The organism is Streptococcus sp. k-628 (genome assembly GCF_013277475.1).
Taxonomy (GTDB): domain Bacteria; phylum Bacillota; class Bacilli; order Lactobacillales; family Streptococcaceae; genus Streptococcus.
The window spans coordinates 1-19,210 of the sequence record NZ_VMMZ01000046.1; the positions used below are offsets into that span (position 1 = coordinate 1).

At 37.2% G+C, this 19,210-nt stretch carries 16 protein-coding genes, 1 pseudogene and 1 other annotated feature; of the genes and pseudogenes, 1 reads left to right on the top strand and 16 read right to left on the bottom strand.

Annotation, left to right across the window (positions count from 1 at the left end; translation table 11 throughout):
* Positions 1-269: 269 nt before the first annotated feature.
* Both HT730_RS06700 and HT730_RS06705 read right to left on the bottom strand, forming a co-directional pair.
* The gene (locus HT730_RS06700; RefSeq protein WP_050243184.1) at positions 270-440 is read right to left on the bottom strand and encodes a hypothetical protein; all 171 of its coding nucleotides are present in this window, start codon (positions 438-440) and stop codon (positions 270-272) included.
* 91 nt (positions 441-531) lie between these two features.
* Positions 532-1,095, bottom strand: a complete 564-nt coding sequence (locus tag HT730_RS06705; RefSeq protein WP_226946486.1) for an ATP-binding cassette domain-containing protein — start codon at positions 1,093-1,095, stop codon at positions 532-534.
* Positions 1,096-1,582: 487 nt separating this feature from the next.
* On the opposite strand from HT730_RS06705, the gene HT730_RS06710 reads away from it, so the two are divergent.
* Complete coding sequence (locus tag HT730_RS06710; RefSeq protein ID WP_050243183.1) at positions 1,583-2,434, top strand: Rgg/GadR/MutR family transcriptional regulator; 852 nt, start codon at positions 1,583-1,585, stop codon at positions 2,432-2,434.
* A 44-nt stretch (positions 2,435-2,478) separates the two neighbouring features.
* On the opposite strand, the pseudogene HT730_RS10525 reads toward HT730_RS06710, so the two are convergent.
* The 14 genes and pseudogenes from HT730_RS10525 to mecA form a co-directional block, all read right to left on the bottom strand.
* Positions 2,479-3,750, bottom strand: a pseudogene (locus tag HT730_RS10525) (SAG1250 family conjugative relaxase); the annotation flags it as partial.
* An 88-nt stretch (positions 3,751-3,838) separates the two neighbouring features.
* Positions 3,839-6,337 carry a Spaf_1101 family AAA-like ATPase gene (locus tag HT730_RS10685; RefSeq protein WP_112445227.1) on the bottom strand — a complete coding sequence of 833 codons (2,499 nt, stop codon included), beginning with the start codon at positions 6,335-6,337 and terminating at the stop codon, positions 3,839-3,841.
* Positions 6,338-6,364: 27 nt separating this feature from the next.
* Entirely contained in the window at positions 6,365-7,126 is a 762-nt protein-coding gene (gene pezT / locus HT730_RS06735) for a type II toxin-antitoxin system toxin PezT (RefSeq protein ID WP_112445229.1), read from the bottom strand.
* Complete coding sequence (pezA, locus tag HT730_RS06740) at positions 7,126-7,602, bottom strand: type II toxin-antitoxin system antitoxin PezA (protein ID WP_112445231.1); 477 nt, start codon at positions 7,600-7,602, stop codon at positions 7,126-7,128. Before pezA ends, pezT begins: the two co-directional genes overlap by 1 nt.
* Before the next feature lie 152 nt (positions 7,603-7,754).
* Positions 7,755-7,982: a hypothetical protein gene (locus HT730_RS06745; RefSeq protein ID WP_050243459.1), complete on the bottom strand. Its 228-nt coding sequence runs from the start codon at positions 7,980-7,982 to the stop codon at positions 7,755-7,757.
* 573 nt (positions 7,983-8,555) lie between these two features.
* Entirely contained in the window at positions 8,556-8,924 is a 369-nt protein-coding gene (gene rplL / locus HT730_RS06750; protein ID WP_001196965.1) for a 50S ribosomal protein L7/L12, read from the bottom strand.
* Between the two features lie 74 nt (positions 8,925-8,998).
* A complete protein-coding gene (rplJ, locus tag HT730_RS06755) occupies positions 8,999-9,499 on the bottom strand; it encodes a 50S ribosomal protein L10 (RefSeq protein ID WP_054380833.1) in 501 nt (166 codons plus the stop codon).
* A gap of 38 nt (positions 9,500-9,537) precedes the next feature.
* Positions 9,538-9,673 (bottom strand) — a sequence feature (ribosomal protein L10 leader region).
* A gap of 76 nt (positions 9,674-9,749) precedes the next feature.
* On the bottom strand, positions 9,750-11,009 hold the full coding sequence (locus HT730_RS06760; protein WP_173307150.1) for a TRZ/ATZ family protein: 1,260 nt from the start codon (positions 11,007-11,009) through the stop codon (positions 9,750-9,752).
* Positions 11,010-11,123: 114 nt separating this feature from the next.
* Complete coding sequence (locus HT730_RS06765) at positions 11,124-12,872, bottom strand: ABC transporter ATP-binding protein (protein WP_173307151.1); 1,749 nt, start codon at positions 12,870-12,872, stop codon at positions 11,124-11,126.
* A gap of 1 nt (position 12,873) precedes the next feature.
* Positions 12,874-14,598 carry an ABC transporter ATP-binding protein gene (locus HT730_RS06770; protein WP_173307152.1) on the bottom strand — a complete coding sequence of 575 codons (1,725 nt, stop codon included), beginning with the start codon at positions 14,596-14,598 and terminating at the stop codon, positions 12,874-12,876.
* 60 nt (positions 14,599-14,658) lie between these two features.
* Entirely contained in the window at positions 14,659-15,597 is a 939-nt protein-coding gene (msrB, locus tag HT730_RS06775; protein ID WP_173307153.1) for a peptide-methionine (R)-S-oxide reductase MsrB, read from the bottom strand.
* Between the two features lie 208 nt (positions 15,598-15,805).
* The gene (gene thrB / locus HT730_RS06780) at positions 15,806-16,675 is read right to left on the bottom strand and encodes a homoserine kinase (RefSeq protein WP_173307154.1); all 870 of its coding nucleotides are present in this window, start codon (positions 16,673-16,675) and stop codon (positions 15,806-15,808) included.
* 1 nt (position 16,676) lies between these two features.
* Positions 16,677-17,963 (bottom strand): homoserine dehydrogenase, encoded by a 1,287-nt coding sequence (locus HT730_RS06785; RefSeq protein ID WP_173307155.1) that lies wholly within the window; start codon positions 17,961-17,963, stop codon positions 16,677-16,679.
* A 150-nt stretch (positions 17,964-18,113) separates the two neighbouring features.
* Complete coding sequence (mecA, locus tag HT730_RS06790) at positions 18,114-18,851, bottom strand: adaptor protein MecA (RefSeq protein WP_173307156.1); 738 nt, start codon at positions 18,849-18,851, stop codon at positions 18,114-18,116.
* Positions 18,852-19,210 lie beyond the last annotated feature (359 nt).

The following is a 19,210-nucleotide window of genomic DNA, read 5'->3' on the forward strand; positions in this document are numbered from 1 at the left end:
TGTTTTGAGCAACCTGCGACTAGCTTCCTAGTTTGCTATTTGATTTTCATTGAGTATTACTTACTCGCCAACTTTTTTATACAAAAATAAAAACCGCTACTCCTAAGAATAGCGGTTTAATCATGTTTTTAAGCTACTAATGTAGTCGCTCTATTATTTAAATAAAATGAAGTGTTATGAATAACTTCAATATCTTTAAAGTTTTTTGTTAGATTTATAATTTCAACTATAGCCATCTCTACTCGTTAGTTTACAGCAAAAAATTATGCTTAATTATTATTGTTTTTGTAAACAATCAGCGAACCCAATACTATTCCATTCAACAAGCCTAAAGAAATACCATATTCAACTGGAAAATCTAAAAAAATTGCAAACACTATTCCAATCATCACCCCTAGTGAGGCTGCTGTTGAAATTACATATTCATTTTCTTTCTTCATTTTCTGTACACCTCATTTCCTTTTTGTATATAAGCTCTAGTCATCTCCACCAAGAGCCATTAAGTACTTATGATTTCCTGACTCAACAATCTTACCACCTTTCATTACAAAAATAATATCCCGCATCCTTAATCGATAACAATCTGTGAACTACAATTATTTGAGTACAGCCCTGACTTTTTATATACTTTGTTATTCTTTCCTCATTAATAGTGTCTAATGCACTAGTTGCCTCATCTAAAATTACAATACTAGGATTATTTATTAATGCACGTGCCAGTGCTATCCGTTGTCTTTGAATACCTGAAATATTTGAACCCATCTCTGAGATGATAGTATTAAATTTCATCGGCATAGCCATGATTTCATCATAGATTTGAACTGCTTTACAAACTTCCTCTATCTTTTGTGAAGTAACTTCGTGCTTTAAAGTTATATTATCAAGAATACTTCTGTTCAATAAAAATGAATCCTGTGGAACTACTCCTAAATTTTGACTTAATATTTTTTTATCTATTTGATTAATATTTACACCATCAAATAAAACTTTTCCTGTATCAATCTTATATAATCCTGATGGTATTTTTGATAACGTACTTTTTCCTGACCCCGGTTGACCGACTAGTGCAATTCTCTGTCCTGAATCAATAGTCAAATTTAAATTTTCTATTACAGGAGCTGAGTCTTTGGAATAAGAGAAAGATAGGCCCTTAATATCTATTCTACTTCAAACGTTTCTAAACTATACTCCGGAAAATAATTTAACCAATAATTAACCATACTATCTTTCATCGTATCCTCCAACCAGTACTAAGAGTCTGGGACAAAAGTCTAACCTTAAATATAAAAAGCTAACAAAACGAGTTATCTGACACTCAGAATTCTGTCTTATTCGCTTTTTTGTCTAATCTATCGATTTTTAAAATTTATAATCAAGAATTCCTAAAATCAAAATCTTTTTGTCCCAGACTCTTAGGTGTACACCTAAACATTTTATCCACCGACAATAATAATATCCATTACCAACAATAAAATTGGGGAATTTTTTAAAATTTTCTTCATATTTAGACTTCCTTTCAGTTTTTATTTATTGTACAATAAATAAGAATCAATTACTTTTTTGTTGGGAAAACGGGAAAATTATGAAATCAAAACTTGGTATCACACTCAGAAAAGTTCGTAAAGGAAAACAAATCAGTTTATGTTCTGTTGCTGACGAGCATCTTTCTAAATCTCAAATATCTCGATTCGAACGTGGAGAATCAGAAATCTCATGTATTAGACTAATCAATATTTTAGACAAGTTGCACGTTACCCTAGATGAGTTTCTTATTTTACACGATGATGACTACACCAATAGTGAATCATTTGCTAACCTAGTTCAATATATTCGTAAACAATACTCATCACAAAGTATTGATAATATAGCGTGCCTACTATCTGACACTACAAATTACACTCTAGATCCTTTAGAGAAAACTATGGTAAAATCCATTCTGCACACAATGGATTCGAGGATCATTCCATCAGATGAAGAACTACTTCAACTGACAGACTATCTTTTTAAAGTCGAAAAATGGGGTTACTATGAGATTATTATATTTGGTAACTGTGCACGAACAATTAACTACAATTCCTACTTCTTATTGACAAAGGAATTGTTAAAGAATTATATCTACTCTTCTCTGAATAAAACCAATAAACGAATGGTCACTCAACTTGCTATAAATTGTTTAATTCTTAGTATAGATGAGGAAAAATTTTCTAATTGTTCCTATTTAATTAGTGAGATAAAAACATTATTAGATAATGAATTTAACTTCTATGAACAGACAGTTTTTCTCTATGCAACTGGATACTATGAATTTAAACGCCAATTAAGTAGTGGAATTGAAAAAATGAAACAGGCCATACAAGTTCTCGATATTTTAAGAGAAGACAAGTTAAGATTACACCATACTGATCATTTTAATAAACTAGTAAATAAAAAATAAATGAAATTATTCTCTATATTTTAACGAATTAGTCGTAAATACTATTATTCTAGTAAAGCATTCTCGTGAAATTTTAGGACTGTAAATTTATTGGTATTAATAATTTTCACAAACGAATCCTGTCTTCTAGCTATCTCCTCATATTCATTAATTTCATTACCAAGTTCCTGTTGTAATTTTAAAATATCTGTATTGAGTCGATCTAACGTTATTGATTCCGTCATGTTCATTTGGGCAAAATCATACTTAGCTAATTTTCTAGTCTCATGATCTTCACTCTTCAAATTGATAAGGACTTCCACCATCTTGTTTAAGGTGGCGATTTTTTCTTGGGTTTCTTCTAGCTTCATATCAATCTCTGCAATTTCTAATACAAGCTCATCTTTGATTTCTTGGTATTGTTTGTTCGTGTTAGATAGTTCAATCATAAGATTAATTTCAGAAATCTTGTCTTAAAGACTTTTTAAAGTTGGTCGTCTATATGGGAGTTTTTGGCTATCGTTGCTCAATTATCTGATTAAAGTCCTACCCTTGATGAAACAATTATTATCCTTGTTTTCTTTATTATAGACAAAGTAAAAAGACGTTTCTCGAATGTAGACTTTATATTTTTTCTGATTGTCTTCCTCAAAAATATCTAGCTGGTAGTTAGGAATAAAGATGAGTCCACTCTGTTTAATACCAAACGAAACCCGGATATAGATACCATCATCAACCAACTTCTCTATCTGATTATCCGTAAGTTCAATCTCAAACTCATGGATAGCATCTCGTTTTTCCTTGTATTTCTTGAAGGCTTCCTCGATTTCTTCAGCGGAGACTTTCTCCTTATGCTGCTCCTCTCGAAAAGTCTGAAAATCTTCCTGAAGATTTTCTAATGCTTGAATATCTCTAACTTCTCTATCTTCAAAATAACGATTAAAAAATTGAACATCGTACAATTTCTTATCGCTAATTTTTTTATGATTCAGGCTTATCTTTTGATTATCTTCTTCCAGGATAAAAGTTACATTTTTTTGTTTTAAGTCAATGGTTAGATTCAATTCTTTTGCTTTTGTTATTAAATCTTCTAAAGAATTGACACGGTTCAACAAAAATTCTAAACGACTTTCAATCTCTTGTTTGGCAAAATGTATTCTAAAAAATTCTTCATCATATAAATCTCGTTTGCTGAGTTGGCGTCCTCGAATTGGTTTTATCATCGTTCTATCTGTCATCAAAAAACGGCTATGCTTTTGACTAAAATCAATCTGAACATACAACTGCTTTGCTTTCTCTAAAAAATCATCAAACGATTTAGATTGCTGCAACAAATATCCACAGAGGACTTGTACCTCAGATGTACACTATGCCTGTCGGACAAAGAAAAAAGTAGGCTAAATTTCTAACCTACTTTTTCTGACTCTACTCTGATAAAGCCGTCTCATATATAGACATTTTATGCTTGAAGGAATCTTTTCCTCCCTCTAATTGATTGATGATATGATTTTTTATATATTTTTCACTAACATATCCCTGTGATTCAATCCATCCGTTAACTCCATCTGACTCCATAATAACAACTTGATCTGTCATAGAATTTGTTACAATTGTAGCATTATGTGTTGCTAAAATAATTTGACGTTGAGCTTTCACATCTCTAAACTGCTGAACTAAATGCCTGTAAATATAACGATTGTCTAGATTGTCTTCAGGCTGATCAATAATCAATGGTCTGAAGTCTTTAGAATAATCACTATATGCTAATAAAAAATCAAGCATGGCTACAACTTTTTGTCCCAAACTTAATACACCAACTTCTTTATAGACAATATCAAGTTGGTGCGAAGATTCTTTCGAGTTAATATTAAACTCCAAAAATAACCTTTCATTAGCTACATGCTCTTTTAAAACTCTTTTAAACTCATTTAATAAACTACTATTTTCAATTAAAGAGTAGATACTCTTTTTTAAATGCGTAATGTTGTATTCATTAATTTCAGATTTATCTCTCCAATTATTTTCTTGTTTTGCAAAATTATCTTCAGAGATACTTTTTAAAAGCATAAAATACTTATTAGGGATATTTTGTCTTACAATGACTTTAACAAATTCTTTCAATCCTAATTCCCGATAGATAAGATATAAAACGTCTGCTACATCTTGCATACTAATTCTATAATTATCAAACGAAGAACGATTATTCTTGAAAAGATAATTTTCGAAATGCGGTTCTTCCCATCTATCAATTTGCTCATAACAAATTCTTAACTTACCAATCTGAGTTTCATTAAAATCCTCAATAATTTCGAGTATTAATTGCTTCCGCTGTTTTAAATATTCATCAAGTTCCTTTAATTTTGCTTCAAACGATTCGAGTGTCTGAGTTCTTAGCCCATAGTCTGGTCTCGGTAATTTTTTATTTTTAATCATTAAATTAGAAATAAATTCTGTAATTTTTTCACCGTCAGCTGTTTTAACTAACTCATTAACAGAATATCTCCTATCAAACATTTTCTCTAAAATTCTAGTTTTATCAACTAATTTAAAATGGTTACCTTCAACTTTATAAACTTTTGTGTACTGAGACCGTGTCCATTCTTTAATAGAGTCAGAATTAAATATATAAGAATAGCCAAACCTATTCTCTCGATTTTGCCCATAATATTGTAAAATATTATCCTTATTTTCTTGTTTGACATCTGGCAAACTAACTTCAATAATATATTCAGTTTCTTCTAAAACATAGAGTACAAAAGCATTTGCATGGTTACATAGAAATTCCAATTTGCTTTGCTTATCACAATCTTGAGAAAGTACAAATTGTAACATATCAATTAATGTGCTTTTACCTGTACCTCTCCCTCCAATTAAACAATTCATAGATGGTGAAAATGTTAAAAAGAAGTCTTTATCTTTTTTTAACTTATCACCTGCAAGAAAACTTCTATTTTCCCCACGATTTTCTATATATAATCCTTTTATATAGGACTTTTGTTTAAAGCTTGGCTCACATAAACTAACTGATACATTATAATCAAACAATGCTTCTTGAAACATCTTGAAAGAAATTTTTCCACCTTTCAACCACAGATTGTTCTTCCCGAGTGAATCAATTTCGTGAGAATCATTATCTAATAGAAAATTGGGCTCACAATTAAAATCTGTTAATAGTTTTTTTCTAGAACCTTCAACAGAATTTATATTTTTAACACCAATAAATCGTGTGTTTTCTTTAGAAAAAATTTTTCGTTTATATGCACCTGATAAGTGAGAACCTTTTTTCAAAATGTTATAACTATTGAAATGAGCAATATAATTAACTATTTTTTGATTATTGAAATCTTTCATGATAGTCAGTGAATGTTGATAACTTCCATCTTTCTCACTTATAATATTTTCACTTAACCATTGATTAACCCATGACTCTTGTTCATAATCATATATACATACAATATGCAATTTATCTGCTGCACTAATTTCTACTCCATGTAAAATATGAGGATGTATATCATAAATCGGATAATTTTTCATTATGATTGAGACTGCCATTTGTAACTTTTTAATACCTTTGGTAGTATTATGATCAGTTACTACAACTATTTCTATTCCATTTTTTATGATTGCCTCTGCTAACATAAGAAAACTAATATATTCTTTTGAACTAGAAAAAACAACCTTATCAAAATTACTAAAAAAAATTGTCTTATCAACTTTTATTTTCTTATTTTCAAAAAATATATCATATAGTTCATCTTCAGTAATTTTTCTATATTTCGTTGCAGTCCAATTAGAAAATAGCTTGTAATCATAAGAAGCAGGTGTATGCAAATGAATTAAAGTCTTGTGAAAGCTACCGAATTTCTCTTTGGAATTTGTTAGTTCTTGATAAACAAACTTTATCTTGTTATTAAATCCTCTCACTTCTACTCTCCTAAAAATATCAATTGTTTATTTTTCAAGTAATTCATTAAGTCTCTTTTCCCCCACCTTCAACATCTCTTTCTCTACCTTGCTCCATTTTCCGAAGAGGCATTCTTGTAGCACTTCTGCTGCTGAAGTTGTATTTTCTTTTGAATCATATACACAACTTCTATCTCGTTGATAAATTTGAATGCTTTCAAAGATAGCCAGTTCTTCCAATTGTCGTGTATTATCAACTAGATGATTTACAATGAAATCATGATGTTCTTTTGGAGTTGCGCGTGCTTGATTTGGATTGATAGCGTATAGTTCTTCGTATCGGATAAGAGTACTTAGATAGGACAGCTCAGGCTTTGTCGCAATCAAGGCTAATTGTACTTCATATCCCTTATTTTTCAAGAGTTGTGCTGTTTTCTTTGGAACATCAACTGTTCGTAAAGTTCCCTCAATCAAAAGATTGTATCCCAAATGACTTAATTCGGTTACTAAAGACTCTACCATTTTCCCTGCAAAATCCTTGGTGTATTCAACGCTATCTTTGCCATATTCTTGCTGCAGTTCTAAATAGTGTGGATGCTGAGAACGAAAACTATCGCCATCTATGATAACAATATTTCCTTGAAATTCTTTCTGTTTAATACGATGAATTGTAGTCTTGCCAGCACCACTTTGCCCTCCAAGCAAAATCGCTATAGGTTGCTTACTGAACTTTTTTCCTCTTGTCAGAGAACGAAGATTCCGTGCCAAAGCATGTTTGAATTCACTATCGGTATAATCTTGGATTTCCATTAGGCTACCATCCGTTTTTCAGATATCTCTAACATACGTTCAATTCCATCCAAATAACCGATATATCTCTCTATTTCATCAAAAGTTTCTACTAAATAGATATTCGTATGAATCAAGTCAGATAGATCATCACTCATTAAAATCCAAGGATTAGATTCATCATCAATGCTAATTCCCTGACTATCTTGATAACGATAGAGTCGAGATAATAGATTAGCACCTCGTTCTTTCACAATTTCAATTTTTAAAGTCAATTCATAATCTTCAACAGGATTGAGCATTTTGTCTTCTCCTACGATATCAACATAAGATACATTAAACTTCTGACAAATGATATCTATTAGTTCCGTAGAGACTGGACTAGTTCCATTTTCATAACGACTCAAGCTATTGCGAGAAATTCCTATAATTTGGGCAAATTCGGGTTGTGTTAAGTCATGTGTTTTACGTAAGGATTTTATGTTCTTTCCAATCATGGCAAACTCCTTTATTTTTATAAATCCATTATAGCATAAAAAAGCAAAACGCACCAAAAATGGTGCGTTATTTCTTGTTTTTCTAGCCTAAACTTTACTTCTATAAAAGCCACCTTAAAGAGTAATTCCTTTTTCGGTGGCTTTTCAAAATACTATACATTAAAATACTCTTGTTTAATTTTTGTAAGCAAATTGTTAGCAACAGAAGTTACACCAACATGCATCCGTTCAGGATCAGAATAATCTAGATTACGAGCATAGACTTCTGTAACAGTCTGAGCAATACGCTCATCCAATTTATAATTGGAGGCTTTTAATAGTGCTTGAAATAATTCTGAACTATATAGTTTAATATTATTTTCCAATGATACTACTGCCATTTTTGTAACTCCTCTCCTGTTTTTGATTGATAAACCTTCTCTATTTTCATTATATCACAAAAAGATTGGTTGTGAATGGATAATTATTTAAAAGAATAGGGGTTTCTAAACTCAGCAAGCATTTCTTCTTTTGTAATTTCATTCTGACGAAAACGAGCTAAAGCTTGGGGTGGATTGTCATCAGTCTGAACACCATAGATAAAACCAAATTGGTGTTGTAATTCATCTGGATTTCCCCGATTTTGAAAGACAAATTCCGCAAAATCTAAATCTGACTCTGATTTTTTATGTTTTGCAAAATAGTGACAACGATAGTCAGGGGTCTTAAAAATTTCTACAAAATTTGAAATACGAAATTCTACTATAATTCGAATCTATACATAGCTTACTTCTGGTCATTTAAAACGAACCCTGTTCTCCAAAATAATTTTATTAAAAAGAAAAACCCTGCCAAATTAATTTTTGGTAGGGTTTTTAGTAGGAAACTAAATTAATTTATCAGTTTCTAAAATGTGTTCACGATTCTAAAAGGCTGATACTATAGTATCCCGAATTCTAATTGGTATATGCCTCTTATTTAAGAGTAACTGAAGCTCCAGCTTCTTCCAATTTAGCTTTGATTTCTTCAGCTTCTGCAGTTGCAACGCCTTCTTTAACAAGTGCTGGTGCACCGTCAACAAGTTCTTTAGCTTCTTTAAGACCAAGACCTGTGATTTCACGTACAACTTTGATAACGCCAACTTTTTTGTCGCCTGCAGATGTCAATTCAACGTCGAATGAATCTTTAGCAGCACCAGCGTCAGCAGCACCAGCCGCAGCAACAGCTACAGGAGCAGCTGCAGTTACACCAAATTCTTCTTCGATAGCTTTTACAAGGTCGTTCAATTCAAGGATTGAAGCTTCTTTAATTTCAGCAATAATGTTTTCAATGTTCAATGCCATTGTTATTTCCTCCAAATATGTTTTTAAATTTATAATAGATTTTTCGTAGCTAAGCTACGCTGCGTAGCTTAAGATTAAGCTGCGTCTTCTTTGCTTTCTGCAACCGCTTTGACTGCAAGAGCAACGTTGCGCACTGGCGCTTGAAGTACAGAAAGGAGCATAGAAAGAAGTCCTTCGCGATTTGGAAGAGTTGCAAGAGCAAGAATCTCTTCTTTAGATGCGACAGCGCCTTCGATTGCACCACCTTTGATTTCAAGTGCTTCAGCGTTTTTAGAAAAGTCGTTCAAGATTTTCGCTGGTGCGATAACATCTTCGTTAGAAAATGCTACTGCAGATGGTCCAACAAATACTGATGCAAGTTCTTCAAGACCAGCTTTTTCAGCTGCACGACGCAAGATTGAGTTTTTAATGACTTTGTACTCAACTTCGCTTCCACGAAGCTCACGACGAAGAACTGTATCTTGCTCAACTGTCAAACCACGAGCGTCTACAACGACGATAGATGCAGCAGCTTTCATTTTTTCAGCTACTACGTCAACTAGTTCCGCTTTTTTAGCAATAATTGCTTCACTCATTAGTGTGTTCACCTCCGTAATTATTTTGCTTGGGGAATTTTTCCAAAAGAAAAACGCGCCCAAACCTAGACACGAAAGTACAATACGCTTCTTTTTACATGATACGTTTTGTCCTCGGTAGGATCCTTATGAGTCGAGCTCCCCTACTGTCTTAGGCAGTTTTTTCAAACCGTATATAAGTATAGCATAGTCAAAAAAAGAATGCAAGATTTTTGCAAACTTTTTTTAAATTTTTTTCGTTATTTTTCTTTTAAAGTTCTACTGTCAGGACTTGACCTTGCTTAACAACCTGTTCTCCAGCAATATAGACATCATCTACATCACTGGATTTAACAGCATAGACGAGATGAGAAAGCATATTTTCCTGAGGTTGGAGATGAATTTTCCCTTGTGGTTGAATGACGAGAAAATCTGCCTGTTTACCTACTTCTAGGCTTCCTATCTGATTTTCCATCCCTAGAACCTTAGCCCCTTCGATTGTCAGTGCCTTAAGGGCTATTTCGATTGGGAATTGGCTAGCATCTCCACTCTTCATTTTCTGTAGGAGAGCGGCGGTCCGTCCTTCCTCAAACATGTCTAAATTATTATTAGAAGCGACCGAGTCAGTCGCAATTCCTACTGCTATTCCTGCTTTTTGCAGTTGGATGATGGGAGCAATACCTGATGCCAATTTGAGGTTACTGATAGGATTGTGGGCAATAGACACTTGAGAAGTTGCCAAGCGTTCAATTTCTCTCTCGTTTAATTCGACCCCGTGAGCAAAGACAGACGGATGATCTAAGTAACCCAGTTCTTCTAGAAAAGCAAGGGGGCGTTTGCCGTAGCGTTTCAGGAGAATGCCTGACTCCTCCTTGGTCTCTGCTACATGGATATGGATGGAAATACCCAGTTCTTTTGCCATGTCTAAACTCGCTTGTAGCAAATCTTTACTACAGCTGTAGGGAGAATGTGGGGACACCATCACCTTGAAATTTGGATTTTTATATCCAATAATTTCTTCAATGATTGCTCGAGTTCTAGCAATGGTCTCAGCAGTTGTCTCCGCCTCAGAAGAAAAAAGAGTAGGAGAAAAATAACAACGCATCTTGGAAGATTTCACTGCCTGGTAAATCTGCTCAATATCTACACCATTGGGATTATACATATCGTTAAAGGTTGTTGTTCCCGACTGGAGCATCTCTGTCAGAGCTTCTTTGACCGCCTTGGTAGTCATGTCGGGAGTAAACTCAGCTTCTGCAGGCCAAATATAGTCATTGAGCCATTCATGGAGATTGCTATCATCTCGAATTCCTCTCAATCCTGTCATAGCAGAATGGGTGTGGCAATTGACCAACCCAGGCATAATCCAGGCTCCCTGATAGTCTATAATCTGCTCAGCTTGATCTAAAATCTCTGGCTTCTCTTGACCGACATAGACGATTTGAGAATCCTTAACTACTAAGATTCCATCCAAATAAACATGGAAATTTTGGTCACAAGTCACGATATTTACATGCTGGTAGACTTTCATACTAGGCTCCTTTTCTAAAAAATAATTTACAGTGAATAATTTTTCTAGCTATTGTAACAAAAAAGTCACCCGAAGGCAACTTTTTTCGTTCATAAACTTTCAAAAGAGAATGGATTATTCAGAGCTAAAAGCGGCAGCTTGCTGCATTTGGTAATACCTGCCCTTTCTAGTCATGAGATCCTGATGGTTCCCATACTCAACAATGTCACCATCCATCAAGACAAGGATCAAATCTGCATCCTGTATGGTTGACAAGCGGTGGGCAATGATAAAGCTTGTACGCCCCTCCATGAGTTTTGCAAAGGCATCCTGTACCAGCACTTCTGTCCGCGTATCGATGGATGAAGTTGCCTCGTCTAAGATAAGAATCTTTGGAATAGCCAGAAAGACTCGGGCGATGGTCAAGAGCTGGGCCTGACCGACAGAGAGAGATTCTCCCGCATTTTCCAACTTGGTATCATAGCCTTGAGGTAGCTGTTGGATGAAAAAGTCTGCATTGGCTGCTTTGGCAGCAGCAAACACCTGCTCCCGACTGGCTTCAGGATTGCCAAAGGCAATATTGTCATGAATGGTTCCTTGCTTGAGCCAGGTTTCTTGAAGCACCATGCCAAACTGCTGTCTCAATGATGCTCGGGTATAATCATAAATAGATTGCCCATCTAACAAGATATCTCCTGAATTAATAGGGTAAAAACGCATAAGGAGATTGATAAGGGTTGATTTGCCAGCACCTGTCGGACCAACGATGGCCACCTTGCTACCAGCTGGAATATCAATAGATAAATCCTTAATCAAAATCTTTTCAGGATGGTAGCCAAAAGAGACCTGTTTAAAGGAAATGGCTCCCTTAACCTGGTCACTGGTCAAGACTTCCTTACCTGTTTCAGCTACCTCAGGACTTTCTAAGACAGCATAGACGCGCTCTGCACAAGCTAAAGCACTTTGCAACTCGGCTAGAACTGAAGAAATATCGTTAAAGGGCTTGGTATACTGCTGAACATAGTTCAAAAAAGTCACTAAACGCCCAATGGTCAAGGTGGATCCCATCATGATACGATAAGCACCCACTCCAGCTAAAAGAGCATAAATGAGTGCATTGACAAATCGAGTCGAAGGATTAACCGTTGAAGAATAAAAGATGGCCGACTGCGAATAGCCTGCGTAGTTGTCATTAGCCTCACGCAGTCTTTGGATAAAATCTTCTTGAGCATTAAAGGACTGGATAATGGTCTGCTGGCTCAACGATTCTTCAATTAATTGTGTCTGAATCCCCCTTGTCTCTGTTTGCTTTTGGAAGAGATGATAGGAGCGTTTGGCAATAAAGCGTGAGATTACCATAGACAGTGGCGTCAACAGCAAGACCAAAAGAGTCATGAGGAGATGAATTTGAAGCATTGCTAGAATACTAACCAAAATCATCAAAACACCAATGAAAAATTGGTTAAAAATCATGGTCAAGCCAGCTGCCAACTGTTCGATGTCTGTGGTCACACGACTGACCATCTCTCCACTTCCTTGCTGATCAACAAAAGCAATCGGTAAACGATGGAGTTTATGGATGATTCGCTCTCGCAAGTCTCTGGTATAAGAGAAAATTAAACGATTATAAAGAAGAGGATTGGCCCACTGCACAAGGGTATTTCCTATGACTACCAAGATCATTTGGAGAAAAATCTGCCAAAAAACTGGTGAAGAGTCAGTCACTAGGACTTGGTCGATGACCTGCCCAATCAAGATGGGAAGATAAATTGATAAGCCAACCTGGGCAATAGTTCCTAGGAAGGCTAGGAAAAGGAGGAAGGGATGACTTGCTAAATCTTTGGCCAAACGTGTGAGTGTTTGATTTGCAGTTTGTCGTCTCATGCTAGTCCTCCTTTCCATGTTGGGATGCATTGATTTCACGATAGACTTGACTAGTCTTCATCAAGTTCTCATGCTTGCCGGTAGCTAATAGAACACCTTTTTCTAAGAGGAGAATCTGGTCAGCCATCTGAAGTGTCGACGTTCTTTGAGAAATCAAAATTAAGCTCGTATTTGGCAGATTTTCTCGAATAGATTTCAAGAGCTTGGACTCGGTAATAGTGTCCAGGGCCGAGGTCGCATCATCTAGGATGAGGAACGGAGCTTGGCGCAAGACTGCACGTGCAATAGACAGCCTTTGTTTTTGTCCACCTGAGAAATTTCGCCCTCCTGCCTCAACAGTGGCATCCAAGAGTCCTTCCTTTTCACTGACAAAATCCTTAGCTTGCGCAATCTCCAAGGCCTGCCAGAGTTCTTGATCAGTCACTTCTTGATTTAAACCCAAAGTCAAGTTGGAACGAATGGTTCCCTTAAAGAGTTCGACCTTTTGGGGCACATAGGCAATCCAAGACCGCCACTGCTCAAGATTACGAGGACTAGATCCATCTCGATAAATGTCAATGCTCCCCTTGTCTGCTGGATAAAGACCAAGTAAGACTTGCACAAAGCTTGATTTACCAGAACCTGTTCCCCCAATAATACCAAGGATTTGCCCTTGCTGCATATCAAAGGAAATGTCTCTCATAGAAGGCTGGGCCGCATCAGGATAGGTAAAGGTCAATTCTTGGACTTGTAAAACCTGATTACTGGTAACTTGCTTTTGTTCTAATTCTGAATGGATGTCTTCTGGAGCTTCGGCAAAGACTTCCTCAATTCGCTTAGCTGAGATATAGGACTGGTTAAGGGAATTTATCAGCATGGCTAGCTTGACCAATTCCACCAAAATCTGTAGGAGATAGTTAATAAGGGCAATGAGAGCACCTTGACTGAGCAAGCCTCCTTGAATCGAAATATAGCCTTGCCAGATAATAACGAGGAGAGTTCCATTGACAATCAGATAGGTCAGAGGTGTTAATAAACTAGACCAGAAACCTGTCTTTTCTTGTAATCTAGCATAAACTTGGTTAAGGGTTTGAAAAATCTGTAACTCTCGTTTTTCTTGACCAAAAGCACGAATAACCCGCATCCCTTGCAATTGCTGGCGCGTTTCCTGAACCAGTTGGTCCGTTTTCTTTCTGAGACTACTGTAGAGAGGATTGACCAACCTAGAAAGACCTACAATGACGACGGTCAAAATGATAACCATGACCAAGAACCAGAAAGTCAGCTCAGCCGAGATGCGATAAGCCATAAAAATGGCTCCAAAAACGATAATAGGTGCTCGCAAAAAGAGGCGCAGGAATTGATTAATACCAGTCTGAATCTGATAGGTGTCCGAAGTCAAGCGAGTCACCAAACTAGAAGTGGTCAGACGGTCTCTGCTATCCTTGGGCAAGGAAAGAATATGGCGATAGAGGTCACCTGTCAATTCTTTGGCAAATCCAACCGCTGCCTTGGCTGAGTAAAATTGAGCTACCAAGGCCACTACAACGCCAATCACTGCAAAGATAAGGAGCTGGCCAATCTGCATCCATAGATGACCTTGATTTCTTTGGGGCAAGGATTGGTCAACAATCCCAGCAATCACCATAGGAACTAAGAGCTCAAACACAGCTTCTAGTAGCTTGAACAAGGGTGCTAAAATTGATTCCTTGATGTAGGGTTTAAAGTAAGATAATAGGTGTTTCATAAATCCCTTCTATTCGTATTCTGGAAATAAAGAAAGCGGGAAGTGCCCACTCTCTCTGTTTTATTTGTTTAAGTAAGGCAGTAGATAGCCATATCCTGCTTCTTCCATCTCATCCTTAGCCACAAAGCGCAAGGAAGCAGAATTGATACAGTAACGGAGGCCACCAAACTCACGCGGTCCATCTGTGAAAACATGACCCAAATGAGCATTGCCTGACCGAGAACGAACCTCGATTCGCTCCATTCCATGACTCAGGTCCTTGTAATAGTGAATCAACTCTTTTGAAATCGGATGGCTAAAACTTGGCCAACCACAACCTGAGGCAAACTTATCCTTGGCAAAAAAGAGTGGCTCACCCGTCGTAATGTCTACATAAATTCCCTCTTCAAAGGTTTGGTCATAGGCATTGGTAAATGGAGCCTCTGTAGCAGCTTCTTGGGTAACACGATAGGATTCTTCAGTTAAGCTTTTCTTTAACACCTCTTGACTAGGCTTTTCATAGTTAGAGGCATCAATCAATGGCTTCTCAGCATCAGTCACATCGATATGACAGTAACCTGAAGGATTCTTCTTAAGATAGTCTTGGTGGTAATTTTCAGCTAAAATATAGTGGCGAAGTTTCTCCACCTCTACTGCAATCTTTCGACCCAGCATACGCTCCTGCTCCTGTACCACTGTGTAGATAGCTGGCAAGTCTGCTTCATCTTGGTAATAAATCCCAGTACGATATTGACGACCACGGTCATTCCCTTGTTGATTGATGGATAGAGGGTCGATGACTCGGAAATAATAAAGCAAAATTTCTCTGAGTGACACTGCTTTCTCATCGTAAATCACTTGGACCGTTTCTGCATGGTCTGTTTCCTTAAGCAGCTGATAATTGGTCGTTTCGACTTGCCCATTAGCGTAGCCAACACTGGTTGCTAGCACTCCAGAAATACGTGAAAAATACTCCTCTAAGCCCCAAAAACAACCACCTGCTAGATAAATTTCTGCCATCTTTATTTCTCCTTTATCAAGTTTTTAACTAATACTCTTCGAAAATCTCTTCAAACCACGTCAGCGTCGCCTTACCGTAGGTATGGTTACTGACTTCTCAGTTCTATCAACAACCTCAAAGCAGNNTTTTCATTGAGTATAAACTTATTTTCAAAAAAAGGATAGGAAGCCCTCTGGTCGAGAGTTTCCCCATCCTATCTTCTATTCTTTATTTTACTTCGACACGGACACCTTGGGTATCAACCTTCAAGTCATGCAGTTTGCCTTTGAAGGGTTGCTTTTCCAATTCGGCCTTAATCGTTGGCATCTTATCATGAGAAGCCAAGACCATAACTGTCGGCCCGGCACCAGAAAGATAGGTTGCATAGGCACCATTTTCTTTGGCTACTTGCTTAATCGTCGCAAATTCTCTCACCAAGTCCTGACGATAGCGCTCATGGAAGAGGTCTCCCTCGATTGCTTGCCCAGCAGTCACCATATCTCCTGCCAACAAAGCAGCAACAGCCACATTGGCGATAGAACTAGCTGAAACAGCTTCCTTGTAAGACAATTTCTTAGGCAAGACACCACGACTGTCGCGAGTGCGCAATTCATAGTTTGGAATGTAGGCTAGGAAATCACACTCTGGGAAGTCTGCTACAATAGCTGAAACTTGTCCATCAACAGAGCTTGCAATAACGAGATTACCATAAATAGCTGGAGCCACATTATCAGGGTGTCCTTCAATCTTAGTCGCCAACTGCAATTTTTCATGATTAGACAAGTTGAGTTGCCCCAATTGGTTGGCTAGTTCAATCCCAGCAACGATAACCGAGCTAGAAGAACCCAAACCACGCGCCAAGGGAACATCACTAGTCATTTTCAAGCGTCTTGGTTGTAAGTCTGGTACAATTTGCAAGGCAATTTTGAGCAAGAGATTACGCCCGTCATGTGGAATCCATTTGCCAATCTGGTGTTCAATCAACCACTCATCTCGTTCTTCACAGACCTCGATTTGAAGATACTTGGTTACAGCTACACCGACCGAGTCAAATCCTGGCCCGATATTAGCACTGGTTGCAGGTACAATAATCTTCATCTTATTCTCCTAGCACCTTGAAGGTATTCAAGAGGTCGAATTCTGAAATCTTCTTCAATTCAGCTGAGACATTTTCAAGCTGGGCTTTATTAATCTTGTGTGTGATGATCACAACACGCGCCTTGTCACCATCTTTTCCATCTTGGAGAATTTGCTTGAAGGAAATATCTTGGGCATTAAAGATTTCAGCCAACTTCAAGACCTGACCTTTTGAGTCTGGCGCCAAGATTGAGAAGTAGTAATTTGCTTTGACATCTTCTGGATTTGCCAAGACCAAGTCACGGCTGTATTCGTTGAAGTCTTTTCCAATTGTACCATCATTCAAGCGACGAACGATACGGACAATATCGGCCACAACACTCGTAGCAGTTGGTTTTTGACCAGCACCTGGTCCGTAGTACATAGACTCACCGATACCGATAGATTCTACAAAGACAGCGTTCATTACGCCATTCACACTAGCAAGTGGGTGCGCTTTAGGTAGGAAGGTTGGAGTCACTTCTGCAGCAATTCCTGAAGGAGTTTCCTCGATAGAACCAACCAATTTCACTACATAGCCAAGTTCTTGGGCTACAGCTACGTCTTCTGGTGTGATGTTGCGGATTCCCTTGTGGGCTACATCGTCAAAAGCAACCTTCATGCCAAAGGCAAATTGGCTCAAGATAACCATCTTGTAGGCTGCATCAATCCCATCTACGTCATTTGTAGGGTCGCTTTCTGCAAATCCTAGACGTTGCGCTTCCGCAAGAGCATCATCATAAGACCAGCCTTCTTCCACCATCTTGGTCATCATGAAGTTGGAAGTTCCGTTGACTACTCCAAGCACGCGCGTGATTTTATCAGAAGCCAAGGAATTTGCTAGAGTGCGAAGAATTGGAATCCCACCAGCTACTGCTGCTTCATAGTAAAGTGCTACCTTGTTAGCTTGAGCGATTTCTAGCAATTCTGCGCCATGGACAGCTAAAAGGTCCTTGTTAGCAGTAACAACGTGTTTTCCAGCTTCCAAGGCACGAGTGATAAAGGTTTTAGCAGGTTCGATACGTCCCATCAATTCCACTACTATCGTAATGTCTTGGTCTGATAAAATATCATCCACATTGGTTACAAAGTTAAAGTCATTCCCTGCTGCAAGCAAGCGATTCTTTTCATCTTCATCCTTGACCAATACCTTGGCAACTTCAATCTCTGAATGTGCTGATTGATTGATTTTTTCTCCATTTTCCTTTAGGAGGAAAGGCACACCACTTGCAACGGTACCAAATCCTAGTAAAGCAATTTTAACTGTCATGTTTGTCTCCTCGAAATTTTCTAATATAGCCATTATAACAGAATTTTGTGAAAATTCCTATTATAGTAAATCACTATTTCAGTATAAAAAGAAAAAACGAATCAGACGATTCGCTCTTCCTAAAATCTAGAAATAGCTTTCCAGAAAGGATTATCCAATCTTTTGCAAATTCAGTACTGCATCGTAATTCATCAAGACTTGGCCATACTCTTGCAAAACTGAGCGACTGATATCACTATCGTCCGCAAACTCGCGCATACGCGCCAAAAGCCAAGCTGGATATGGACTTGGATGATTTTCAATATCCACTAAAATGGTCAAATAATAGTGCTCATTCATCTTGTAGAGTTCAGAAGTTTCCATCTCAAAAGTCACTGTCTTGGCAAAAGCCACCAAATCAGCCAACTTAGCAAAAGAAAGGATGTAGTAGATGTAGGGCTCTTTCTTGCTTTCAACTTCTTGTTCAGCCTGTTCCTGCTCTTCTTCCTTGGCTTCTACTTGCTCAAGAGATTGAATGGCTTCAATGTCATCTTTGGTTTTGTCCGCGATGCTTTTTTCCAAGGTTTTGATAAATTCATCAGGCGACATTTGAGCCAATTCTTCCATATCTGGCAAATCCGATAAGTCTTCAAAATCTAGATTTTGGTCAATCTTTGATTTGGTTACAAAAACATCAACCTTATCAGGTTTTGGAGTCACACGGAAGCTCAACATACCTGTATCCAGAAAGCTATCAGGCATCTCTAACTCATCCAAGATAGCATAAAAGAACTCTTCTGTTTTTTCTTGAGGAACAAGAAAGTCAGCAATCTCCATGCCACGATCCATCAAATCCTCTAAAGACATCGTGATTTTTAAAGTTGTATCACTGATTTGTTTCATTTTCATTGCTAGTAACCTCATACTTTCAGTTCTATCTATTATACTAGATTTTTACGATTTTATCAAAAGAAGGCTCCTCTATACGGATAGATTTTCCATAGGGTAACTTCTGTAGAAGACTCTAATACTCTTCGAAAATTTCTTCAAACCACGTCAGCTCTATCTGCAACCTCAAAACAGTGTTTTGAGCTGACTTCGTCAGTCTTATCTACAACCTCAAGACAGTGTTTTGAGCAGCCTGCGGCTAGTTTCCTAGTTTGCTCTTTGATTTTCATTGAGTATGAGATGCTGGTCTTTATCACATCCTATCTAGCTAAGCGGATACGCGTCACGATTCCATCTGGGTCTGTCACTTCTAACTGAGT